Source organism: uncultured Dialister sp. (genome assembly GCA_900314595.1).
Lineage (GTDB): Bacteria > Bacillota > Negativicutes > Veillonellales > Dialisteraceae > Dialister.
Genome location: OMVW01000019.1, coordinates 1 through 22,088, shown reverse-complemented (window position 1 = coordinate 22,088; position 22,088 = coordinate 1). Strand labels below are relative to the sequence as shown.

Below are 22,088 nucleotides of genomic sequence, written 5' to 3'. Positions count from 1 at the left end.
AGTTTTAAAATTTATACCTGCCGCCTGGAGTAAATGCCCCTTTATCCTAAAGAAAGCGCACCTTTTTCATTCATTTTGTTATAATAATGAGAGTACAGGAAATATTCTTCCCCTGCTCAGGACAGGCAGATTTTCTATATATCAATTTATTCAAAGGAGGCCGATTCAATGGATGCCATGGAAGCCATCATGACAAGGCGGAGCACAAGAAAATTTACAGCAGAACCAGTCAGTGAGGAAAATTTAAATGCGATTATCGAAGCAGGAAGAGCTGCTCCCTGCGGAGGAAATAACCAGTCCTGCCATTTCATCGTAATTACGGACAAGAAAGTGCTGGATGAACTCTCCCTCATGGCGCGTGAGGAATTTGCAAAGATGGAAGTGACACCAGGCATGTATGCTTCAAAAAAGGCTGCCGTCCTCCTCTCAAAGAGAGGAATTTACGTCTTCCACTACCATGCGCCGGTGCTCATTGCGGTGGCCAATAAGATCGGCTATGGCAACGATATGGCAGACTCCGCCATTGCTGCGGAAAATATGATGATTGCTGTCAACGCGCTGGATCTGGCCTCCTGCTATGTCAACCAGCTCTACTGGCTCACGGAAAATCCGAAAATCCGTGAATATATGGAAAAACTTGGGCTTGGTAAAGATGAAAATATCATGGCCACCCTTGCCCTTGGTCACTCCGCCCTGGAAGGGGGCCTCCCGAACCGGAAGCCTCGTCACACAACTGGAAATCCGGTCACATGGGTCAAATAACCGGATTTCGGACTGCAGATTTCGAATTGCGGGAAGGTACCACTTTCTGAAAATTAAATTTAAAAGAGGCCTGCTTCCCGATTTGATGCAGGCCCACCGCCACGAATCACGATTCACGGACCACGGACCACGATTTCTGCACTAAAAAAGCTGTACCTCTATGATATTTCATAAAGGTACAGCTTTTTTATTATGAATCTATTTCCTTCTTCCTGGTCAGCTTGGCCTGCTCGAAATGCATGCTCCGGGTGTGGATGGTATGAACCCAGCCCTTTTTATGCCGGTCTTTCCATCCGAGGATGGTCACCGGAATCCAGGAGTACATGAAGATCGGGTAGATCAGCCAGTAGAGGTAAATCTTGAAAGGCACTTCGATCTGGAGAAGTACGATCAATGGAACGACAGACTGGATGAAGCCCAGTACTGCCCAGAACTGCTTCGGCACAAGTACATCGTTATAGAGGATGACCGTAAAGCAGGGATAGAACATGTTGATATAGGTCATCACCAGGTAGAAGGTGGAGAGGAGGAGGAAATAGTTCTGCAGCAGCTGCATGATTCCGTCCAGCACCACAATACTGTGCCTTTTGATGCCTTCTTTGAAAAGAATGGGGATGTACCGTTCAGAGCAGTCGAACTGGCCCTGTGCCCAGCGTTTGCGCTGGCGGCAGGAAGCCATGAAGCCCAGCGGTTTTTCATCATAAATGATTGCATCATGAACCCAGCAGGTACGGATGCCGTGAGACAGGCATTTCATGGAAAATTCCATATCTTCTGTCAGGCAGTCGCAGCCCCAGCCGTATTCCTTCACGATATCTGCCGCGATGCACATGCCTGTGCCGCCAAGGCAGGAGGAAAGGCCCAGGTTGTACTTGCCCAGATGCCACAGATGGTTGATCGTCCAGAAAGCAATGGCAAAGGTACCGGATACCCAGGTGTCCGTCGGGTTCTTCGCGGAAAGGTAGCCCTGCATGACCCGCTGTCCTTTGAGGAAACGGGTATTCATGACAGCCAGGAAGTCCAGATGCACCAGGTTGTCGGAATCGAAAACACAAAAAGCATCGTAGCCCTTATTGAGCTCGAAAATTTTTGGAAAAACCCAGTCCATGGCATAACCCTTGCCTACCAGTTCTTTATTGAACCGTTCAAAGACGTGGGCCCCGTGCTGCCGTGCGATTTCTGCCGTATTATCTGTGCAGTTGTCCGCAATAACGTAGATATCGTAGAGCTCTTTCGGATATTTCAGGATTTTCAGGTTTTCAAGAAGGTCGGCCAGCACCATGGCTTCATTGTGCGCCGGAATGACGCAGGCAAATTTCGTCTTCGGTGCGGCGAGATTCCTGTCTTTTCGATGCCACATACCGCATACGGCAATCACTGTGTAGTAAATCGTAAAGAATGCCACAATGAGCTGTACAGGGTACATGATGAAATCGAGGGTGTAATTCATCATTGATTATTTTCCTTCAGAGTCTTCGGACTGTTCGGTGATTTCAGCTTCTCTTGCCATTCTTCTGGCTCTTCTTCTCTCCGCTTTCCGTTTAGCCTTGCGGCGGTTGAGGTACGTATTCATCATGCCGAATACGATGTAAGCGGCGCAGAGGGCAGCCGCCCAGATGGGCCAGTAAATAAACGTGCAGAGTGCAAAGAAAGCGAGGCAGATGAGGAATGCCGGCAGGTGAAGCTGGTCAGCACTGGCGCCTTTATTATCGGGATAATGGATTTCACTGACCATGAGGAAAGCCAGAAGCAGTACGCAGAGCGCGGCGAACCAGTTCCATACCTTCACGCCGGAAAGTACATAGGAAGCCACGATGACCCCTGTCGTCGGGCAGGGAAGGCCTTCGAAATAGCCATGAACGGAAGTGACCTTCACATTGAACCTTGCAAGGCGGAAGGCGCAGAAAGTACCGAGCAGTGCGCAGGGAATAAATCCAATGGGTCCCAGCTCATGAAGCTGGTAGGCATACATGAGGGCACCGGCAGCGATACCAAAGGAAATATCATCAGAAAGGGAGTCCAGCTCCACGCCCATAGGTCCGGCTGTATGAAGGGCTCTTGCCACCCGGCCGTCCAGGGCATCCGCCACCATGGCAATGAGGATGAAGACTGCTGCCGTCTTGAAATTTCCGGAGATGGACATCATGATAGAGAGTCCCCCAAAAAGGGCGTTTGCTGCAGTAACCCCGTTGGCAATCCATGCTTTGTTCACTTATTTCAACCTCCCAACCACCGTGAGGCCGCCTCTGACTTTGTCGCCTTTTTTGACGCAGATCTCGCAGTCTCCCGGAATATAGAGCTCCGTGCAGGAGCCAAATTTAATCATCCCGTAAAGTTCCCCCTTTTTCAGGCTGTCTCCCAGATTTTTCCAGGAAACCACCCTTCTTGCCAGGATGCCTGCAATCAGGATGACCAGGATGGAGCGGTCTTTCCCTTCGATGCCGATGGCACCCCGCTCATTTTCGAATCCAACCCCGTCTTTATAGGCCGGAAGGAACCGGCCCTGGGTGTAAGACTGGTACGTAATTTTTCCTTCCATAGGACTCCGGTTGCAGTGGACGTCGAATACAGAAAGGAAAATCGTGATTTTATGGCATTTCTGCCCCAGGAAATCATCTTCCTCCACATCATGGGCCACATCCACCACCGTTCCGTCGGCCGGGGATACCAGCATATCCGCCTCCGGCGAAATCCGGTCGTTCCTCCGGGGACACCGGAAGAAATAAGAAAAGTACAGGCACAGGATGAAGGGAATGACTGCCGCATAATACCATTTCAAATGGTAGAATACGACTCCCAGAAGGAAGGTCACCAGAATGAATGGATACCCTTCAGGCAGTATAATCGGTTTTTTCAGCATGTCTTGCTCCCGCGTTGTTTCTTCCATTTTTTGACAGCCTGCATGAATCGTGGAAGTGCCATCATACGGCCGATACGGCTTGGCTGCAGGTACAGCCGGTAAGCCCACTCCAGCCGGTTTCTCTGCATCCAGAGAGGCGCCCTTTTCAGGTTGCCGCTCATGACGTCAAAGACCCCGCCTATACCCATGGCAAGGACTCCCAGTTCTTCTTTGTGTGAGTCCAGCCATTTTTCCTGCTTCGGTACGCCAAGCCCTGCAAAAAGGAGCTTCGCACCACTTTTTTTGATATCTTCGATGATCCGTTTTTCTTCTTCTTCATCGAAATATCCGTCATGACACCCCACCAGGGAAAAGCTGCCATGATCTTCCATGAATTTCCTTGCCGCCTTCGCAGCAACACCCGGGGCCCCGCCCAGGAAATAGACGGGCCATTTCATTTCGGAAGCTCTCTTCAGAAGCTCCGTCGTGAGATCAGCTCCCGTCACTCTTTCCGGGAAAGGTGTACCCAGTTTGTCCCCTGCCCAGAGGACGCCTGCTCCATCCGGTACCACGAGATCCGCGGTATTCAGGATACGGAAAAGCTCTTTATCCTCCTGGGCCATCATAATCATTTCCGCATTGGCCGTGGCAATCAGGGAAGGTTTCCCCTCGAGAATCCTCTTTTCTGCCCAGGCCAGTGCTTCCTTCATCGTTACCGCATGGATGCGGATATCCATCACCACATGGGATGTCATCAGATCATCTGTCATTTTGTACTGTAATTGGGCGCTTCTTTCGTGATATTCACATCGTGAGGACGGCTTTCGCGAAGACCTGCGCCGGTTATCTGAATAAACTGTGCCTCTTCATTCATAGCTTTGACAGAAGGCGTACCGCAGTAGCCCATGGCTGCCCGGAGACCTCCCATCAGCTGCAAGAGGACATCGGAAACATGTCCTTTATATGGAACAGCGCCTTCAATGCCTTCCGGCACCATTCTCTTTGAATTCTGCCGGAAATACCGGCCTTTGCTGCCTGCATGCATGGCACCCAGTGATGCCATACCGCGATAGGACTTATAAGTCTTGCCCTGATAAATCACGGTTTCTCCCGGACTTTCTTCCGTTCCGGCCAGAAGATTTCCAATCATCACGGCAGATGCTCCTGCCGCCAGCGCTTTAGGCACATCTCCTGCATACCGGATACCGCCATCGGAAATAATCGGGATTCCTGTCCCTTCCGCCGCCCTGGCACAGTCGTAAACAGCCGTAATCTGGGGTACGCCGATGCCGGTTACCACCCTCGTGGTACTGATGGAACCGGATCCATTACCGGCTTTGATACCGTCGGCCCCGGCTTCTATGAGAGCCTTTGCCCCTTCATATGTGGAAACATTGCCCGCAACGAGTTCCAGATGAGGGAAATCCTTCTTCAGTTTCCTGAGCGTTTCCAGCACCCCTTCGCTGTGAGCATGGGCCGTATCAAGAACAAATACATCGGTCTTTGCAGCAAGCAGGGCTTCCACCCGGTCTTCCACATCCTGGGAAACACCGATGGCGGCTGCGGAAAGGAGCCTGCCCTCTTCATCTCTTGCCGCGAGAGGATATTTATTGACCTGCTCAATATCCCTGACCGTAATCAGGCCTTTCAGATTTCCTGCATTATCCACCAGCGGCAGCTTTTCAATGCGGTGAACCCTGAGAATTTCCCGGGCCTCTTCCAGCGTCGTACCTTCCGGTGCCGTCACCAGGCCTTCCTTTGTCATGACCTCACTGACGGGACGGAAGAAATCTGTCTCGAAACGCATATCCCGGTCCGTAATGATACCTACCAGTTTTCCTTCTTCCGTAATGGGAATACAGGAAATATGGTACTTGTTCATCAGTTCATCCACATCGGCCAGCGTATCCTCAGGAGACAGAAAGACAGGATCTACCACCACGCCATGTTCGGACCGCTTGACATCTTTCACCTGCCGGGCCTGTTCATCGATGCTCATATTCTTATGAATGACACCGATACCGCCTTCCCGGGCCATGGCAATGGCCATGGTACTTTCGGTGACCGTATCCATACCGGCACTAATGATTGGAATATTCAGCCGGATGTGTTTCGTAAGCTGCGTGGAAATATCCACGTCCCTCGGAAGCACTTTTGAATAAGCAGGAATGAGCAGCACATCATCAAACGTGAGCCCCTGCCGGCCAAATTTATCTTGTCCCATGGCAACCTCCATTTCTGTAAATTCTGAAATCTATAGAGTATGGAAATAAGAACCTGTCAATTTATTTATTATAGCATACCTTTTGCAGTTTTAGTTGGACAAATATGAAGAACAGACAAAAGTGGTTAGTGGTTAGTGCCTGGTGGTTGGCGCCTGGCGGTATGAAAGTAACCCAAAGCGGACCATCCTTATCAATACATGTCCTCCGGAGGCTCTTTTTCATAGATTTTCCTGTAAAAGCTTCCGTTGAACCGGTGCGCCAGATCGCGGCTGAAATCAAAACCGGAGTCCACCGCTTTTTTTGCCTCTCTTCTGGCATCTTCCAGAAGGGGCAGATCTTTGACGATATTGGCCGCTTTAAGGTCCGGCATGCCATGCTGGTGGTAGCCGAAGAATTCGCCGCTCCCACGAAGGAGCAGGTCTTTTTCGGAAAGGAGGAATCCATCCTGGATTTCGCACATGAGCTTCATGCGGATCTGTGTGATTTCATTTCTGTTATCCGTATATAAAATGCAGTAGGACTGGGCGCTGCCCCGGCCCACGCGGCCCCGGAGCTGGTGAAGCTGGGAGAGGCCGAACCGGTCAGCGCCGTATACGAACATAATCGTCGCATTGGGTACGTTCACTCCGACTTCAATAACGGACGTGGCCACGAGAAGATTGATTTTTCCATCGTGGAAATCTCTCATCACCTGGTCTTTTTCCGCATTTTTCATACGTCCGTGGACGAGACCAACGCCAAACATGGGAAATACCTGATTTTTAAGCTGTTCATAGACCGCCACGGCAGAAGCCAGGTCCTGCTTTTCACTTTTTTCAACGAGAGGGCACACCACATAGACCTGATGGCCTGCCGTCATTTCCCGGCCCATGAAATTGAAGACCCGCTGAAGCATGTTATTTCCAATGGCATAAGTCTTCACAGGATGACGTCCCGGGGGCATGCCCCGGATAGAAGAAACATCGAGGTCCCCGTAAATGGAAAGAGCCATGGTCCTCGGAATAGGCGTAGCTGTCATAACGAGGATATGGGGCGAGCCACCCTTCGTTTCCAGCGCCTTTCTCTGTTTCACGCCGAACCGGTGCTGTTCATCGGTAATGACAAGTCCCAGATGGGCAAAGACCACATCTTCCTCAATCAGCGCATGGGTACCGATGAGTACATCGATAGAACCATCCTTCAGGCCCTGAAGGATTTCATTTCTTTCAGATTTTTTTGTTTCTCCCGAAAGATAGGCCACATGGATGGGAAGATTTTTGTAGAATTCCTGAAACGTCTGATAGTGCTGGCCGGCCAGGACTTCCGTAGGCGCCATAAGGGCTCCCTGATAGCCGTTTTCCACAATCTTTGCCAGGGCCAGGGCCGCCACGGCGGTCTTGCCGCTCCCCACATCCCCCTGGATGAGGCGCTGCATGGGGACAAGCCCTTCCATATCATCTTCAATGTCGGAAAAAGCCTGCTTCTGTCCGTCGGTTAAGGTAAAAGGCAGATTCTTCAAAACATTCCTCACCAGTTTGCCGGAAGGAGCGCATTTGATGGAAAGCACATCCTTTTCCCTTTTCTTTCTGAGGAGAAGGATGCCTGCCTGCATGAAGAAAAGTTCTTCGAATGCAATGCGCCTCCGCGCTTCTTTCTGCTCATTCCAGTCCTTTGGATTGTGCATGGCCCGGATGGCATCCATGCGGCCCATGAGATGGCGGGAACGGATCACTGCAGAAGGCATATTTTCCTCCATGCCTTCCACATGGTCCAGGGCAAACGCAATCATACGCCGCATCTGGGCTATACGGATTCCTTCCGTCAGCGGATACACGGGCACCAGTTTCTGAAAAGTAAGGAGCTCTTCAGGCGATACGATTTCCACCTCCGCATTGCTCATCTGCAGCTTTCCATAATTGTAATCGATTTTTCCATAGGCGAGGACATGCATTTCACGGCGGAATTCCTCTTCCTTCCAGGGCTGGTTGAAATAAACGAGCATCACCGTACCGGTACCGTCCGTAATAAGTACATTCAGTATGGTCATCTGCCGGCGGGGAGTGATTTTCTTCATATCCAGCACTTCCCCGTATACCACCGCTTCTTCTTCCGGCGAGAGGTCTTCCATCTTTGTGATTTTCGTCCAGTCCTGGTACCGCCTGGGATAAAAGGAAAGCAGATCCTCCACGGTATGGATGTCCAGGCGGGCCAGTTTTTCTTTCATCTTCGGCCCTACCCCTTTGACATATTGTACGGAATCTGTTAATCTCATAGGAAATCCTTTCTCGCGGAATGGCCCGCCTATAGCGGATAACGATGGAAACAGGGAATAAGCAATATTCCATTTTTATTATAATTCTTTAAAAACAGTTACGTAAAGCACTTGCTTAAAAAAATGAATTGTGATATATTATGAATGTTGCAATTACGGAAGTGCAAGGAGGTGTAGCACATGGCTAGCTATTGTGAAATCTGCGGTAAATCCACCGCTACGGGATTCAATGTATCCCATTCCCATCTGAAAACTAAGAGAACCTGGAAGCCGAACATCCAGAGAGTTCGCGTACTGGTAGACGGACAGGTCAAGAGAATGAATGTCTGCACTCGTTGCCTTCGTTCTCATAAAGTTAACAGAGACATCTAATTCAAAAAAAGACCGCAGAAGCGGTCTTTTTTTGTGCCTGTTTTCGTACATGTTTATCCCGGAAATATGTAATGTATATTATATAAAGGACGCGCCCGTTTTTTGCTGCGCGCCGCCTCCCCTTTTCCTTTTCCCCCTTTCCCCTGAAAATAAAAAGATGGACACCCGAAGGTATCCATCTTTTTTCATTTAAATCCTTCTTCCCCTCACCCAGGGATGATTGGCCCTTTTATGGCGGATCCGCCGTCTTCCCCAGGGGGAGATGATTCTCCGTTTCACGCCGCCGATTTCTTCCTTGTGAAGTTCGGAAATATCCGGGGCAGGAGTTTTATTCTCCCTTAGTTTCTTCAGCGGGAGCAGGAGCTTCTTCAGTTTTTGCAGGAGCTTCAACGGGAGCACTCTCCTTTTTGGCTGCTTCGGCTTCAGCCTGTTTCCGGGCAGCCCGTTCTTCGATTTTTGCCTTGTATTCTTTGGCCGTGGAAAGAATGCTTTCCTTTGCCTGGTTGGCAGCATTGGTGGCAGCTTCTTTATATTTATTGGCTGCTTCCTGGGCAGCTTCGGAGTATTCCTTTGCTTTTGCCTGGGCGAGATCGGCCTGTTCCTTAGCCTGGGCCTGCAGTTTGCTTGCCTTGATCTTTGCTTCCTGCATCTGGACTCTGGCCTGGGCTTTCATCTTTTCCGATTTCAGCTTCATCTGCTGGGACTGAACTTCGGACTGATGCTTCATTTCATCGCCCTTCTTCTGGAATTCATCCATCTGACCTTTGGCCTGGGCCCGCATTTCATCAGCCTTCTTCATGGCATCCTTGCGGAATTCCCTCGATTTCACCCGGGCAATGGCCTGGATGTCCTTTGCCGTCTTTTCAGCCGTTTCCTGGGCAATTTCGGAAGCGCCGAGAGCCGTATATTTTGCCTTGTCGATCTGTTCATCGGTAACGCCTGCTTTTTTCAGGGCTTCGATGAATTTATCTCCAAGAATGCCTGCCTGTTCGGTCAGCCGGTCAGCCAGTTTTTCAACGGCTGCATGGGCCTTTTCCGGATACACATCATCCCAGTTCTTCTTCAGTTCTTTTGTGAAATCTTTCTTTTCGTCGCCAAGGGGTTCATCTTTCTTCGGATTTTCAGCCAGTTCTGCCTCTTCTTTCTGGCCTTCTGCCTGTCCTTCTTCAAAGACTGCCCGGTATGGTTTCGTATCATCCGGCATACCATCCTTGATCCAGCGCTGTGCTGCCTTGCCCAGGCCGTAGGTGACGGAAATACCGATCGGAATCTGCATGATGGAAAGCGGAATCAGAGTAGCCAGGGTGGAACCGACGACCGTCGCGCCCAGGGAACCGATGAAGGAAAGAACTGCTTTCTGGTTCAGCTCTACCCCGTAAACGGTACCGATTTTATGGATCATGTACACTTCATTGGCCACGAGAGCCACAGTGCCCAGAAGAGGAGCTGCCACAATGACGCCTGCACGTCCTGCAGCCCAGCGGATGAGACTCTCCGCTTCCTTATCCCGGTCGTCCACGATATTGATTTCCATATCTGCTTCCGGAGCATCCACATGGACGTCGGTCGGCGCTTCTTCAGCTGCCGCTTCTTCCGGAGCCGGTGCAGCTTCCTCTACCGGAGCTTCTTCAGGGGCCGGCGCTTCTGCCGGAACTTCTACCGGCGGTTTTGCTTCTTCTTTTTCAACCGGCGGAATGGCTTCTGCTTTTTCTGCCGGAGGCATGGCCTCAGGTTTTTCCATCGGCGGCTGAGCCTCGACTTTTACTTCAGGGGCTGCTTCCGGACGAACAACCGGAGTCTTTTCCAATTCTTTTTCTTCGCTCATAGAAACCTCCTCACCCGGGTCCCTCCCGGATTGTAAATGCCTGAATACACTTAAGAGTACACTTGATTATATTATACCTAAAAGTCATTAAATAAACCATACATATTTATTCAAACAAATCGGATAGTTTTTACTTCCTGAAATTTCCTGTCTGGCGATATGCGAAGAGGAATGCCCGGGCAAAAGAAAAAGGCCTCCCATAAGGAAGGTCCTTTCAATTACCAGTCTGTGAGTCCCCCGTCCACCGGCACGATGGCCCCGGTGATGAAAGATGCTTTTTCCGAAAGGAGGAAAGCGATGACTTCCCCCACTTCTGATGCTTTTCCGATGCGGTCCAGAGGGTACCACTCTCCCATTTCCTTTTTATCGCCGCCGAACTCTTTCAGCTGCTTTTCAAGAAGAGGCGTGTCGATATCGCCCGGAGCCACCACATTGGCCCGCACCCCGTCCACTGCCAGTTCAAGGGCAAGAGAGCGGATGAATGCAGTCAGGGCTCCCTTGGTTGCGCTGTAGAGGCTTGCCTGCACATTGCCCTGGATGGCTGCGTCGGAAGCTACAGCCACGATGCTTCCTTTTGCGCTTCGAAGGTAAGGGATCGTTTCCCGGGTAAGGTTTATGGCTCCAAAGACATTGACATCGAAAAGTTTTTTTATTTCCTCATCTGTCGTATTTTCCAGAAGGCCCTCGGTATAAATGCCGGCCGACAGGACGAGACCTCTGATATTTCCTATGGCTGCCGCTGCTTTGACAGCCCGCCTGCAGTCTTCACCGCTTGTCACATCGCAGGGAATATACAGGCTTCCCGGCACTTTTTCCTGCGCCGCCTTCCCCCGCTCTTCATTTCTTCCCAGCAGGATGGGGCGGATGCCCTCCCTGGCAAGGATTTCCGCAGCCGCAAGCCCGATGCCGGAAGTGCCGCCGGAAATGATGACCGTCTGAATCATAGACCCTCCTTATTTCGTAAGAGAGGAAACATAAATGAACTGGATGCCTTCTGCTTTCAGTTTCGGAACCATCTGGCGGAAGGCTTCCGCCGTCTTCGGCCGGCAGTGGCCGATAATCACATAGGTGCCATACTTTTCAGCCCGGTTTGCTCCTTCCCGGATCATATTGGAAATATAAGTCACATCGGCTTCATTATCCACAAAGAGGTCGTTTCTCACATACCGCACGCCATAGGAAGCCGCTGCTGCATCGGCCACGGTGGTGGAATTGGTACGACTGTCGAAGAAGAACATATTCCTGTGATGAAGCTCATTCATCACTACGTCCATGGTAGGCCGGTCAATGGTTGCTTTCGACCCCTGATGGTTATTCATACCGACAGCTTCCGGCACCTGGGAGAAGGAGCTCTTCAGCATAGCCCTCATTTCCGTAGTGCTCATGGAAGTGAGGATGACCTTTGGTTCCATGCCCACACCGGAAACCGATTCCATAGGCTGATGGATGATGACAGGCAGTCCATGGGCTGCCCAGGACTGTGCAGCTTCTCTCGTATGCACCTGATTCGGCATGACCGCCAGAGTCAGCGGAATGCCCATATTTTCATAGACATGCTGGGAATCCAGATCCCTTCCTGCATCGTCGATAACCACGGCCAGGCGGCCCATGACCTTTGCAGGCTGGTTTGCCTTTGGCGCTGCTGCCGGTGCCGGCTTTGCCTTCGGCTTATTGACAGTCACTGTGGATTTCCCTTCATTTGAAGAAGATTTCACAGCTGCCTTCGGGGCGCTCTTCACCCCGGCCGGTTTGGAAACAGTAGATTTCGTAACCGCCGGTTTTTCTTCCGCCGGAACCGGTTTATTGATGGTGACAGTGGATTTGTCCTCGGTCAGGGTTTCTTTCGTGGAAGCAGAAGCCACCACGGTTTCCTGCTTTTCTTCCGGTGCGGGAGCCGGTTTCCCTGTGACTTTGGAAATCACATGAGAAAGGCTAAAAGAAGATTCCTTCGGCTGCTCTTTCCGCGTTTCTGCAGGAGTTTCGGAAGCGGACTTTTCAGCGGATTTTGAAGCCACTTTCGTTTCCGTCCCGTCCGCTTTAGCAGAAGACAATCTCTTTTCGTCCCCATTCACTTTGACAGTCACTACCTTGTCGATGGCTGCCTTTATTTTCTCCTTCACGCTTTCCGGAGTGCCCGTATCTTCCTTCGGTACCAGTCCCTGCATTTCCTTGTCATTGAAAATATGATGGATGGTGGTCACATTCTGCGCCACTTCGGCAGTGGGTTTATTCGTCATGCGGTCCGTCACATAGGCGGAAGCAAAAATAAGAAATACAAAGAAAAAAGCCACCAGAAACGGGTGCCCGCCGCTTTTCCTTCTGCGGGGTCTTCTGGTACGCGTACTCGTTTTTCGTCTAACAGCCATAATAGCTCCTTTGAAAGAATAAATTTTCTCCCACAATTATAACATATCATCGTAATAAATGGACTTGGGACATGAAAAGGAAGCTGTATGAATGAAGTTATCAGTTATCAGAAATAACATATCCATGCCGGTTAATGGGTAATGGATAATAGTTCATATTTTCTCACTCCGGATAGAGTTGTCAATTTACCAATCCGGTGAAAAGCTGCCCCGATTGGCCCGGCAGGTCTTCCGATTCATCGCCCGCCTGACCTCGATACAGTTATTGACTATTCACTTTATTTCCAATGCTATAATATAGTAAATAGTTATATAGTCTGACACAAAAAATATTTCCAAACGAAAAGAGGTCATTCCCATGAAACTGGTCGTGGTCAACAAATTATCCGATGAAAAAATTGCTGCGCTCAAAGAAGCGGTTCCGGGGTCCATCGTGGAAGCTTACAAATCGCCGAAGGAAGCCCTCCCCCATGTGGCCGATGCCGATGCCCTGGCCCTCTGGGGTTTCCAGAATGTAGAGCCCTTCCTCCAGGCGGGGCCCAATATCCGCTGGGTCCATTCCCTTTCCGACGGAGTGGAAAAGCTCCTCACCCCTTCCATGATGGAGCGTCCCATCATCCTCACCAATTCCCACGGGGTCCATGACCGGGCCGTTTCCGAGCACACCATGGCCCTCCTCCTCTCCTGGTACCGCAGGATCCCCGATGCTGTCCGTCATCAGGGGGCTCATGAATGGATCCGGCCGAAAGGCATGTCCCTTTTCGGAAAGACCATCCTCATCGTGGGCTTCGGCGGAATCGGACGGGCCATTGCGCAGCGGGCCAAGGTTTTTGAGACAAAAATCCTGGCTGTAAAGAAACACCTCTCTGATGAAATGTTTGCAGATCATGTGTACACCCAGGAAGAAATCATGGAAGTCCTGCCGAAAGCAGACGTAGTCATTGCCGCCCTTCCCTCCACACCGGAAACGGAGAAATTCTTCGACGCGGAAAAATTCAAAGTGATGAAGAAATCGGCTCTCTTCATCAATATCGCCAGAGCCTCCGTAGTCGATGAACCGGCCCTCATTGAGGCACTTCAGGATGGCACGATTGCAGGCGCCTGCATGGACGTATTCTCCAAGGAACCACTTCCTGCCGATCACCCCTTCTGGTCCATGGAAAATGTCATCATGACCCCTCACATCGCCTCCATGGTCCCCGACTTCTGGGATAAACTGACAAAACTCCTCGAAACAAACTACGTCTCCTTCGCCCGCGGAGAAAAACTGCTGAATGAGATAGATAAGAAGAAAGGGTACTGATTTCTTCAATCTGCTCCCTGTGTTTTTATTCATTCATCCTGATCGTTCTTCGTGATTCGTTGTTCGTTCTTCGTGAAGGATATGGAGCTGCGCAAACCAATCTTATATATCCGGCCTTCGGCCCGCCCCCCCTCTGACATTTATAAAATCAAAAAGTGCCCGATGAAATATATCATCAGGCACTTTTTCAATATCAGACAGAAAATTCTATTTCAAATATAGAAAATGGCCGCCATATAAATTTGGCGGCCACCTTCCACGAATCACGAATCACGAACAACGAACAACGAATCACGATTATCGCTTATATAACTCTATACTCCAATCGCGGTACTGACCCGGATTACTTCCCCATCACATCGGTAAAATTCTTGATAATGACGATCGGTGTCTTCTGGTTATCGTTTCCGAAAGGATTATCGATGAGGATTTTTGCAATCTGCTTTGGATCGAGGCCCTTGCTCTTGCCGAGGACCGCTGCCCTCTTCAGATCGTTTACGTCGGCAATGACTGCACCGTAGGCACCGGTAGCTTTTTTAATCTTTTCGCACACATTGTCCGTATCTGCCGGACCGTATACGAGGCATTTATCAAAAGGAGGCATGGTCCCCGTCACATCATCGATCAGGGAAGCCTGGCGGCAGCGGGCGTAGAAAATGCCGCTCTTGCCCATGACTTTACCGATAGCGCCGAGAATGAAGGAGAAAAGCATATTCCATTTCCCTTCTTCATCCATAGCTGCCTGCATACCGTAAATGCTGGCCATGGAGCCTGCGCCCGGCACGAAGCGGTTCATGAGACGCGCCTGCCAGCAGACGTTCAGTTCTTCCGGACGGACGTAACGGTTCTGAGTGATGGCTACCACCGATTCTGCGGAACATACGATATCATGATCCGTAATCTGATCTCCTGCAAATTCCAGGATGGCATCCACAATGTTATCATGGTGGGTGAGAATTCTGGTATGAATCGGAACAAGTTCAAGTTCTGCCATTATTTTCCCGCCTCCGTCGTATATTCGTAAAGAGCATTCTGCACTTCTTCACGGGTAATCACAATTCTTGTCTTTGCATAGTAATAATCGCTTCTGGCAACGATCTGGTAAATGATATCCAGCGCAAATTCAGGAAGGTCTTCCAGGTCTCCCAGGATACTGGAACCTTTCCCGTCGATATCCAGGGTAATATAGAATCTCTTCTCCTTCCCCGGTTCCACGATGTAAGCCTGCCAGTAATCATCATGCCTCGGCACATCATAATCATCAAGATGGCCGGTGACTTTCGCCTGGTCATACTGCTCGAAAGGCAGGTAAATGCGGACGAATGCATCCATGACGGTACCCAGCTGCTTACCTACATTTTTAATCGGGATGGTAAAGGAGAACGTCACGTGATGGCGGTCCATATTTTCCACCTTCAGCGGAGTTTTCTTCGTCTTCACCATCTTCATTACCGCATCGCCCTTGATGACGGCCACCGCCCAGTAAGCGATGAAGCCGAGGCAAACCAGAAGGACGAGGACTGCCACAATTCTTAAAAGCAATACCAGCATTTGATTCACACTCCTAAAAGATCTGTTTTTTCCACAACCACCGGGCCAAAGAGGCTCTCTACCAGAGGCAGGGCATGTTCAAGACCGTCAGTGAAATAAAAACGGCTTTCTCCGGCTTTTTCCGCCAGCCCATCTTTGTCCTTCAGAATTCTGACTGCCTTTTCCACAGTGGGCAGGGCAGGATCGATAAAAGGCACACCGGGCATGGCTTTTTCAAAAGCTCCCGGCACCAGCGGATAATGGGTGCAGGCCCAGTAGCCCGCCTCTATACCACATGCATGATACTCCTTTACCGCCTTCAGCACAAGAGAAGAAATCAGATTTTCTTCCTTTTTCTGCTCGATGGCCGCGGCCACCCCGTCACAGGGAACTTCGATGAAATGAATATCCGGATATTTCTTTGTCAGATAATGATAGTGCGCATGGGTGCGGATGGAAGCAGGCGTAGCAAAGATGCCCACATCCTTCGTCCCTTCCGGGAAGGAAATATCGAGGCTCATCTTCACCACCGGCACCGGGCCTTCGGTGAAATTGTCCCGCACATTGAAGGAAATCGTATTGCAGCCCACGATGATCATCTTCACGTCCTTTTTCAAAAGAAACGCTTTCATTTCCTCGCCAAAATCCGCAATTTCCTCCCGGGTCCTTTCCCCGTATGGATTTCTTTTGCTGTCCCCGATAAAAACAATGCTTTCCTTCGGATATAAATCATGGAGCACCCTGGCCACCGTCAGGCCGCCGACACCTGAATCCATCACGCCAATCGGTCTATTGTCCATCTCTGTCCTCTTTCGAAAGCTCAAGGAGACCTGCCAGCTTTTCCTTCGGCAGCCGGACAATGCGCCCCGTCTTCATATCAGTAAACGTATTCACCGTACGGCCCGTCGTCAGGACCGCCCCGGTCTTTTCAGATACCGCTTCATACTCGATGACCAGCTTCGCCCGGTCCGCCCTGCGGATATACGTATGGATGAGGATCACCTCATCATATCGCGCGCTCTGCCTGTACTTCACTTCCACTTCCACGATAGGAAATACGATCCCCTCATCCATCAGGACCGTGAGATCCATGCCCGCCGCCCGCAGATACTCCACCCGGGCCTCCTCAAAATAGCGGAGATAATTGGCATGATGCACCACCCGCATGGCATCAGTCTCGTAAAATTTGACTCTTCTTTTGTAAGTAAACATGTAAAGTTATTCCTCCATAATGTCTTAGTATAACACATATGTATACCGGGAGGGTAGACATGTATTAAAGAAAGAATGCAGACAGGAAACAGCTATTCATGTCATGCAATCCTGTCCCTGATGGTTTCAGCCTCCCAATCAGTCCGGGAGTTTTAGATACAGGAATCATCCGGGCAGCACAAAAAGCCCGGAGTGCCGTTTCTTTCCTGAAACGACCTCTCCGGGCCTTTATTTTATCTTCCAACCTATAATGATTTCAGGGCCCTGACTATAATGGAAATGGATTTGTACAGTACTGTAGAAGAAAGAATCCGCCGGCTCGATCTGAAGTACACCGGTTTTCTTCCTTTGTCTGTATAGTACAGGAGGGCCGATTTATTTTATTATATTTTGATTAAATTTTATTTCAAAAGGCAGGGTGAAGAGAAGGCGCTCTCCTTTGAAAGTACCTCTTCGCCCGCCATATACGAGTGCCTGCTGCCTGTTCATTTTTTCACCGGCCGGCATGGTTCATACCGGTCCTTTCCTCTTTACTTACAGGGAAAGATTGATTTTCATCTGCTCTACATCAGATTTCTTCCCCTGTTTCTATATAATGTAAAAATATATCTGCAAAGCATGGAAATATATCTATTTCGAAAGTTTTTAAAATGGGGTATAATAAATCATATTAAATTGTTTCTAATAAAGGAGGAATTACCATGACCTATCCGCTTTGGAACCAGCTTGCTGATTTGAAGGAAAAATACGATTTCGTAGAACTTTCCCATTCCCTGAACAATGACAGCCCTTACTGGGGCGGTATGCCGGACGGGGTACTCGACCTCTGCCATACCGTTTTTGACTGGGGCAACCCCATGCTGGAATGCCTCATCCAGACTTTCAAATTCCCGGGCCAGTTCGGTACTCATATCGATTTCCCCGGCCATTTTGCAAAGGGCAAGGCCCTTTCCGAGAAATTCAGTACGGAAAGCATGATGTTCCCCCTCTGTGTCATCGATATCACCCCGAAAGTGAAGGAAGATGTCCACTATGCGGCAACGGAAGAAGATATCAAAGAATATGAAGCCAAGTACGGACCTATTCCGGACGGAGCATTTGTAGCCCTCCGCACCGACTGGGGCAAGAAATGGCCGGACATGAATGCCCTCTCCGGCATTGCGGAGGACGGAAGTGAAAATTTCCCGGGCTGGTCCCTTTCCGCACTGAAATATATTTACGAAGTGAGAAATGCAGCAGCCAGCGGCCATGAAACGCTCGACACCGATGCGTCGAAAGAAGCGGCAAAGGCAGGAGATCTTGCCTGCGAACGGTATGTCCTTTCCAAAGGAAAAATCCAGGTGGAAGTCCTCACCAACCTGGATAAAGTCGCTCCGGCAGGAGCCGTCCTCTTCGTGGCATGGCCCCACATTGAAGGAGCTACAGGACTTCCGGTAAGAGCCGTAGCTATTACTCCGAAAAAATAAGGCAGAAATTGATCTACCCTCAGTCGAACAGGAAGATTAGATCAGCCCACTCTGTTACATCAAAACCCCTGAAAAGCAATCTGCTTTTCAGGGGTTTGATAATTATCAAATCAGAAAATAGATCGGTTTCCTTTATTTAAGATAACCTTTTTGTATATCCGGGTTCCTCATTCATTGGAAAAGAATTTTTCATTGAGCTGCCTGATCAGAATCATTTTTTCATCTTCATAAAGGTCAGGGTTATGAATGATTTTATTCAGGGCCCTGTCATAACCATTTCTTCTGATTTCATCCTGTCTTCTGCCGATGGCAAAATTCCGGTAGAACGCATCTCCCTGCACCGCCGGGGGCCAGCCGTAGTTGCACCAGAGCATCATATGGTCATTCATCGCCTTCACCAGCTGATTTAATTTTTCTTTCTCCGGGTCTGAAAGTTCTACTCCTCTGCTTTCCAGATTTCCAATCATCTGTGCCTGCGCCTCGGGGCAGCAGGTTTCGCCAAGTTCCATATCCCTTTTGAGCTCGGACACAATTTTTTCGGCCGTATTCAACCGGCGGTATTCTGCTTCCAGTTGATCCGCTTTCCCGGGATCTTTCTTTTTCCCTCCGGTCCCTTTTCTGAACCGCTGAACCCGTAAATCTTCAAAGAATTCCAGGTATGAACATTCGTCCAGCCGCCTGCCCGCATTTTCGTAAGTATGCTCTTCTTTTTCCCATTTTTTCTTGTACAATTTCAAGGAAATGCGAAGTGGACCCAAAAATTGAATCAAAGCTTTTTCTTCTTCTGATTCCGGTATTTCCCTGTAACTTAAGAAATCGTCAGGGATGTAGTTATCATCCGTTCCCGCATAGCGGCTTCTATTACTGTCAAGGGTAACGGCTGCGGAGAACCGGCTATAGTACCACCCTCCCATGTCCAGGACGCGGTGAAGGATGACCCTTTTTCCGGGACTGTTTCTCTCTCCGCCCCAGATTTCACTGATTTCAACTATTTTATAAGGCCAGTCTTCAGAACCATCCCGGCGCAGGATATCCAGGACCTGATAAAATTCTCTCTGCCGCACTTTGGGCAGTTTTTCTTTTTTCGCCAATACCTGATATACCTGCCAGGCTTCGACCGCCAGGATTTCACCATAGAGGCAGGCGCAGGAAATAAAAAATTCCTTCAGTATTCCGATGGTCTCCGGCGCAAGTCCCGTTTCTTTATATTTCTTTGCCAGCGTGCTTGCCGCAAAAGGTTTTACGTAAGCCATATTTCTGACCTCATTTCATATCAATCCCAGAAATTCTGCAAGTTTCTGTCCTTTTCCCTCTTTGAGGGCCGCCTTGAGGGTATCCCTGCATTCGGCGGTAAAGAGGAAATCGGTGCCTTTTTTCTTCAATTCCAGAGCTTCCTTTTCTCCTGCCCTCCGGTAGGCATAGCGGGTAATTTTCGCTGCGGTTTCGTAAATTTCAAGATTTCTGAACTGCCGGCTGCATTCGGAAAGCCATGCCGTACAGAGAGGCCAGGGGTTTTCCATCTGGTCCATTCCACAGTAATCATCTCCTTCTTCCGAATGAAGGAGGACCTTCAACATAGCGGTTATATTTTTAAAAATATAGGAATCGGCGGGATTTTTTCCGCCCAGGAATTCTTCCACATCGATTGCATGGACTACGGTAAGCGCCGCGTCTTCCCGGGAAAGGCTCGTCTTCCAGCCGTCCGTCACCAGCCAGCGGCGGATTTCTTCCGTCTCAGGACTCAAAGAGGAAAGACCGGTGATTCTTCCCCAGCCTTTCACATGGCGGAGCATGTCGAAAGTCCTTTCATTCCGGTTTGGCCATTCTTTCATGGCCCAGGTGCAGAAAAGGGTGAATTCATCAGACCTTGAGAACAGATTGATCATGTCTACCGCTTCCGGCCGGGCGCTGGCATCGAGGAAGGTCATGATGAAAAGGGCAAATTTCACCATTTCTATTTCATTGTCCTGCCGGAGGATATTGTAGGCCAGATTATAGATGCATTGTCCTTTGAGATCTGCCTCTCCGCTTTCCACCCAGCTGTAAAGGCCGTTCACATACTGAATCATGCGGCGCGGTTCACTCCCTGAGAGATAGTCTGCCGCCGCTTCCGCTGCCTCCACATAATTTTCCTCACTGGCCAGCATAAGGGAGCGGCAGAGGGGCTCAGGGATTTCATCGGAATAGTCCATTTCAAGAAATATATTTCCGTCAATCAATCCGTCAGGGAGGAAATAATCAAAGTCTCCTTCCGTCTCACTTTCCAGTTTTCTCGCCCCGTTTACATGGTAGTCCAGCGAAAAATCGGCCGGAAGCTCTCCGTACTCATTCAGGTGAGAACGGATATAGTATAAGAGACTGTCCTCCTCCACGTAATCCATGAAATCCATCATCCACCTCCTTTTGAGACCTTCCGTAAAGGTACTGTCTGCCGTTTCCTGTAATGATTCAGGGATTGCAGCTGCCGCAGGGAACGTACCCCTGCTCCAGGGCTCCCTCTCTCGTTTCGAAATACACTTTATTTTCTTCCTTCATCTTCTTCGCCCACCGGCAGTCTTCATAGTGAAATTTCAAACTTTTCACATTGCCCACATAGGCGGCTTCTGCGGAAAAAGCCTCCGTGGACAGGAGAGGAGCAAGTAAAGTAAAAAGCAGAAGAAGGGTCATAATCATTTTCATAAGGATGCGCCCAGCCTCCTTCCCTCTTTGGTCCAGCGGCTTTTCCTGTCCGGTTTACTTTCCACTTCTTCCCGGATTTCATCGGTCAGCACCCAGCCATAGCGCATATAATCCTTCAGCTCCCGGCTGAAGCCTTCCATATCACTTTCCACAATGACCCCGTCCACCCGGAGCATTTCAAAAATATCAAGCATATGGGACCGGCTCACCCTTGAAATCATTACACCGGTATTTCTTTTATCCCTCTTGATTCTCTTATCCAGGGCCCAGAACCTGGAACTTGCCTTCTGATCGGTGCTGAGAAGGTCAATGTATTGCCGTACCAGCTTTCCCATGTACCTTTCCTGCCAGCCGGGTAGTTTTTTGCGGAACAGTTTCCAGTCCTTCTCGATCAGATCATAAGATTCTATTTCACGCCAGTACCTTTCCTCCATGGAAATTCCTCCCCTCCGATGAAATCGAATTCTTTCCTTTATTTTATCATTTCCCGCCTCCCCTTTCACCCTCTCCGGAAGCAGCAAAAAGAGGTGTACAAAAATAGAAATCATTATTTTAAAAACTTTGGGAAAAATAGTTATCAGTTATCAGTTTGCGGTTCTCAGGGAAAGGAAAAAATATAAAAAGCCGCGCTTCCAATCATGATGCGCGGCACATTCACTGAGAACCAATAACTGATAACTTTTAAAATAAACAGTTTTTCCACCTTGATTTATCAAGCCTCTTCCCCAACAATCACAATTTCTTCTCATAATACCGGAGGGTCACAGGCACGAGGCCGTTCAGGATGGCAGGCCCGGTGGAGACAAGCCGGAAGCCCATATTTTCATAAAGATGACTGGCAGGAATGTTATCGATGTGGGTATCGAAACGCATGACTTTGCAGCCCTTTTCCCGTCCCAGTTCCATGCCGAATTCCACGAAGGCCCGTCCGATGCCGTGACGTTTCACTCCCGGAAGGACGCAGAGGGTATGGCCCACCATGACTTCACTGTCTTTGGCAGGATAGCGCCAGGGCTGGTCTTTGTATTCCTTCCCCTGCACCTGATTCCAGAAACAGCTGGCCCCAAAATTTCCTTCCTCATCCCGCATGACGTAGAGCCAGCCATTTGCGACGCCCGTTTCCGCCCAGGCTCTGGACGGATAGACGCCCCGCTTCCAGAGGGTCGTATCCGGATGGGTTTCATAATAATCAAAAAGTTTCTCGTAGCTTTCTGCCACTTCATCGATATCCGCCGCCGTAGCCTGTGTGATCTTCATA

22 protein-coding genes are annotated in these 22,088 nt (G+C 49.7%); 4 read left to right on the top strand and 18 right to left on the bottom strand.

Annotation, left to right across the window (positions count from 1 at the left end):
• Positions 1 to 168 precede the first annotated feature (168 nt).
• A complete protein-coding gene (locus tag QZN42_RS06210) occupies positions 169 to 762 on the top strand; it encodes a nitroreductase family protein (protein WP_296955421.1) in 594 nt (197 codons plus the stop codon).
• A gap of 190 nt (positions 763 to 952) precedes the next feature.
• Here the strand turns inward: QZN42_RS06210 and QZN42_RS06205 are convergent, their stop codons facing one another.
• The 6 genes from QZN42_RS06205 to recG form a co-directional block, all read right to left on the bottom strand.
• Complete coding sequence (locus QZN42_RS06205; RefSeq protein ID WP_296955442.1) at positions 953 to 2,212, bottom strand: glycosyltransferase family 2 protein; 1,260 nt, start codon at positions 2,210 to 2,212, stop codon at positions 953 to 955.
• Positions 2,213 to 2,218: 6 nt separating this feature from the next.
• A complete protein-coding gene (gene pssA / locus QZN42_RS06200; RefSeq protein ID WP_296955418.1) occupies positions 2,219 to 2,974 on the bottom strand; it encodes a CDP-diacylglycerol--serine O-phosphatidyltransferase in 756 nt (251 codons plus the stop codon).
• A complete protein-coding gene (locus QZN42_RS06195; RefSeq protein ID WP_296955415.1) occupies positions 2,975 to 3,622 on the bottom strand; it encodes a phosphatidylserine decarboxylase in 648 nt (215 codons plus the stop codon).
• Entirely contained in the window at positions 3,616 to 4,371 is a 756-nt protein-coding gene (locus QZN42_RS06190; protein WP_296955412.1) for a WecB/TagA/CpsF family glycosyltransferase, read from the bottom strand. Before QZN42_RS06190 ends, QZN42_RS06195 begins: the two co-directional genes overlap by 7 nt.
• Positions 4,368 to 5,825 carry an IMP dehydrogenase gene (guaB, locus tag QZN42_RS06185; RefSeq protein ID WP_296955410.1) on the bottom strand — a complete coding sequence of 486 codons (1,458 nt, stop codon included), beginning with the start codon at positions 5,823 to 5,825 and terminating at the stop codon, positions 4,368 to 4,370. The genes QZN42_RS06190 and guaB overlap by 4 nt, the downstream gene beginning before the upstream one ends.
• A 191-nt stretch (positions 5,826 to 6,016) precedes the next feature.
• Entirely contained in the window at positions 6,017 to 8,077 is a 2,061-nt protein-coding gene (recG, locus tag QZN42_RS06180) for an ATP-dependent DNA helicase RecG (protein ID WP_296955407.1), read from the bottom strand.
• A gap of 180 nt (positions 8,078 to 8,257) precedes the next feature.
• Between recG and rpmB the strand changes: the two genes are divergently transcribed.
• A complete protein-coding gene (gene rpmB / locus QZN42_RS06175; RefSeq protein WP_296955404.1) occupies positions 8,258 to 8,449 on the top strand; it encodes a 50S ribosomal protein L28 in 192 nt (63 codons plus the stop codon).
• A 328-nt stretch (positions 8,450 to 8,777) separates the two neighbouring features.
• Here rpmB and QZN42_RS06170 read toward each other — a convergent pair whose 3' ends face one another.
• The 3 genes from QZN42_RS06170 to QZN42_RS06160 form a co-directional block, all read right to left on the bottom strand.
• A complete protein-coding gene (locus QZN42_RS06170; RefSeq protein ID WP_296955401.1) occupies positions 8,778 to 10,274 on the bottom strand; it encodes a hypothetical protein in 1,497 nt (498 codons plus the stop codon).
• A gap of 218 nt (positions 10,275 to 10,492) precedes the next feature.
• Positions 10,493 to 11,218 (bottom strand): SDR family NAD(P)-dependent oxidoreductase, encoded by a 726-nt coding sequence (locus QZN42_RS06165; RefSeq protein WP_296955398.1) that lies wholly within the window; start codon positions 11,216 to 11,218, stop codon positions 10,493 to 10,495.
• 9 nt (positions 11,219 to 11,227) lie between these two features.
• Positions 11,228 to 12,640: a divergent polysaccharide deacetylase family protein gene (locus QZN42_RS06160; protein ID WP_296955395.1), complete on the bottom strand. Its 1,413-nt coding sequence runs from the start codon at positions 12,638 to 12,640 to the stop codon at positions 11,228 to 11,230.
• A gap of 358 nt (positions 12,641 to 12,998) precedes the next feature.
• Between QZN42_RS06160 and QZN42_RS06155 the strand changes: the two genes are divergently transcribed.
• Positions 12,999 to 13,943, top strand: a complete 945-nt coding sequence (locus tag QZN42_RS06155; RefSeq protein WP_296955392.1) for a D-2-hydroxyacid dehydrogenase — start codon at positions 12,999 to 13,001, stop codon at positions 13,941 to 13,943.
• A gap of 343 nt (positions 13,944 to 14,286) precedes the next feature.
• On the opposite strand, the gene QZN42_RS06150 is transcribed toward QZN42_RS06155, so the two are convergent.
• The 4 genes from QZN42_RS06150 to QZN42_RS06135 are packed head-to-tail and all read right to left on the bottom strand — an operon-like array spanning position 14,287 to position 16,685.
• Positions 14,287 to 14,937: a coenzyme F420-0:L-glutamate ligase gene (locus QZN42_RS06150; RefSeq protein ID WP_296955389.1), complete on the bottom strand. Its 651-nt coding sequence runs from the start codon at positions 14,935 to 14,937 to the stop codon at positions 14,287 to 14,289.
• The gene (locus QZN42_RS06145) at positions 14,937 to 15,494 is read right to left on the bottom strand and encodes a hypothetical protein (protein WP_296955386.1); all 558 of its coding nucleotides are present in this window, start codon (positions 15,492 to 15,494) and stop codon (positions 14,937 to 14,939) included. Before QZN42_RS06145 ends, QZN42_RS06150 begins: the two co-directional genes overlap by 1 nt.
• A 5-nt stretch (positions 15,495 to 15,499) precedes the next feature.
• Positions 15,500 to 16,273: a glutamate racemase gene (locus QZN42_RS06140; protein ID WP_296955383.1), complete on the bottom strand. Its 774-nt coding sequence runs from the start codon at positions 16,271 to 16,273 to the stop codon at positions 15,500 to 15,502.
• The gene (locus tag QZN42_RS06135) at positions 16,263 to 16,685 is read right to left on the bottom strand and encodes a thioesterase family protein (protein WP_296955380.1); all 423 of its coding nucleotides are present in this window, start codon (positions 16,683 to 16,685) and stop codon (positions 16,263 to 16,265) included. The genes QZN42_RS06140 and QZN42_RS06135 overlap by 11 nt, the downstream gene beginning before the upstream one ends.
• A 701-nt stretch (positions 16,686 to 17,386) precedes the next feature.
• On the opposite strand from QZN42_RS06135, the gene QZN42_RS06130 reads away from it, so the two are divergent.
• Positions 17,387 to 18,151 carry a cyclase family protein gene (locus QZN42_RS06130; RefSeq protein WP_296955377.1) on the top strand — a complete coding sequence of 255 codons (765 nt, stop codon included), beginning with the start codon at positions 17,387 to 17,389 and terminating at the stop codon, positions 18,149 to 18,151.
• 167 nt (positions 18,152 to 18,318) lie between these two features.
• Here the strand turns inward: QZN42_RS06130 and QZN42_RS06125 are convergent, their stop codons facing one another.
• The 5 genes from QZN42_RS06125 to QZN42_RS06105 all read right to left on the bottom strand — a co-directional run.
• On the bottom strand, positions 18,319 to 19,404 hold the full coding sequence (locus tag QZN42_RS06125; RefSeq protein ID WP_296955374.1) for a hypothetical protein: 1,086 nt from the start codon (positions 19,402 to 19,404) through the stop codon (positions 18,319 to 18,321).
• A 15-nt stretch (positions 19,405 to 19,419) separates the two neighbouring features.
• Positions 19,420 to 20,544: a hypothetical protein gene (locus QZN42_RS06120; RefSeq protein ID WP_296955371.1), complete on the bottom strand. Its 1,125-nt coding sequence runs from the start codon at positions 20,542 to 20,544 to the stop codon at positions 19,420 to 19,422.
• A gap of 55 nt (positions 20,545 to 20,599) precedes the next feature.
• Positions 20,600 to 20,830: an Ada metal-binding domain-containing protein gene (locus QZN42_RS06115; protein ID WP_296955368.1), complete on the bottom strand. Its 231-nt coding sequence runs from the start codon at positions 20,828 to 20,830 to the stop codon at positions 20,600 to 20,602.
• Complete coding sequence (locus tag QZN42_RS06110) at positions 20,827 to 21,264, bottom strand: hypothetical protein (protein ID WP_296955365.1); 438 nt, start codon at positions 21,262 to 21,264, stop codon at positions 20,827 to 20,829. Before QZN42_RS06110 ends, QZN42_RS06115 begins: the two co-directional genes overlap by 4 nt.
• A gap of 298 nt (positions 21,265 to 21,562) precedes the next feature.
• Positions 21,563 to 22,088, bottom strand: a 526-nt coding sequence (locus QZN42_RS06105; RefSeq protein WP_296955363.1) for a GNAT family N-acetyltransferase, incomplete at its 5' end; no start/stop codon positions are given.

Excerpts from the sequence above, each read along its gene's own strand:
- QZN42_RS06210 (WP_296955421.1), top strand. The coding sequence starts at position 169 with ATGGATGCCATGGAAGCCATCATGACAAGGCGGAGCACAAGAAAATTT.
- QZN42_RS06205 (WP_296955442.1), bottom strand. The coding sequence starts at position 2,212 with ATGAATTACACCCTCGATTTCATCATGTACCCTGTACAGCTCATTGTG.
- QZN42_RS06195 (WP_296955415.1), bottom strand. The coding sequence starts at position 3,622 with ATGCTGAAAAAACCGATTATACTGCCTGAAGGGTATCCATTCATTCTG.
- QZN42_RS06190 (WP_296955412.1), bottom strand. The coding sequence starts at position 4,371 with ATGACAGATGATCTGATGACATCCCATGTGGTGATGGATATCCGCATC.
- guaB (WP_296955410.1), bottom strand. The coding sequence starts at position 5,825 with ATGGGACAAGATAAATTTGGCCGGCAGGGGCTCACGTTTGATGATGTG.
- recG (WP_296955407.1), bottom strand. The coding sequence starts at position 8,077 with ATGAGATTAACAGATTCCGTACAATATGTCAAAGGGGTAGGGCCGAAG.
- rpmB (WP_296955404.1), top strand. The coding sequence starts at position 8,258 with ATGGCTAGCTATTGTGAAATCTGCGGTAAATCCACCGCTACGGGATTC.
- QZN42_RS06170 (WP_296955401.1), bottom strand. The coding sequence starts at position 10,274 with ATGAGCGAAGAAAAAGAATTGGAAAAGACTCCGGTTGTTCGTCCGGAA.
- QZN42_RS06165 (WP_296955398.1), bottom strand. The coding sequence starts at position 11,218 with ATGATTCAGACGGTCATCATTTCCGGCGGCACTTCCGGCATCGGGCTT.
- QZN42_RS06160 (WP_296955395.1), bottom strand. The coding sequence starts at position 12,640 with ATGGCTGTTAGACGAAAAACGAGTACGCGTACCAGAAGACCCCGCAGA.
- QZN42_RS06155 (WP_296955392.1), top strand. The coding sequence starts at position 12,999 with ATGAAACTGGTCGTGGTCAACAAATTATCCGATGAAAAAATTGCTGCG.
- QZN42_RS06150 (WP_296955389.1), bottom strand. The coding sequence starts at position 14,937 with ATGGCAGAACTTGAACTTGTTCCGATTCATACCAGAATTCTCACCCAC.
- QZN42_RS06145 (WP_296955386.1), bottom strand. The coding sequence starts at position 15,494 with ATGCTGGTATTGCTTTTAAGAATTGTGGCAGTCCTCGTCCTTCTGGTT.
- QZN42_RS06140 (WP_296955383.1), bottom strand. The coding sequence starts at position 16,273 with ATGGACAATAGACCGATTGGCGTGATGGATTCAGGTGTCGGCGGCCTG.
- QZN42_RS06135 (WP_296955380.1), bottom strand. The coding sequence starts at position 16,685 with ATGTTTACTTACAAAAGAAGAGTCAAATTTTACGAGACTGATGCCATG.
- QZN42_RS06130 (WP_296955377.1), top strand. The coding sequence starts at position 17,387 with ATGACCTATCCGCTTTGGAACCAGCTTGCTGATTTGAAGGAAAAATAC.
- QZN42_RS06125 (WP_296955374.1), bottom strand. The coding sequence starts at position 19,404 with ATGGCTTACGTAAAACCTTTTGCGGCAAGCACGCTGGCAAAGAAATAT.
- QZN42_RS06120 (WP_296955371.1), bottom strand. The coding sequence starts at position 20,544 with ATGATGGATTTCATGGATTACGTGGAGGAGGACAGTCTCTTATACTAT.
- QZN42_RS06115 (WP_296955368.1), bottom strand. The coding sequence starts at position 20,830 with ATGAAAATGATTATGACCCTTCTTCTGCTTTTTACTTTACTTGCTCCT.
- QZN42_RS06110 (WP_296955365.1), bottom strand. The coding sequence starts at position 21,264 with ATGGAGGAAAGGTACTGGCGTGAAATAGAATCTTATGATCTGATCGAG.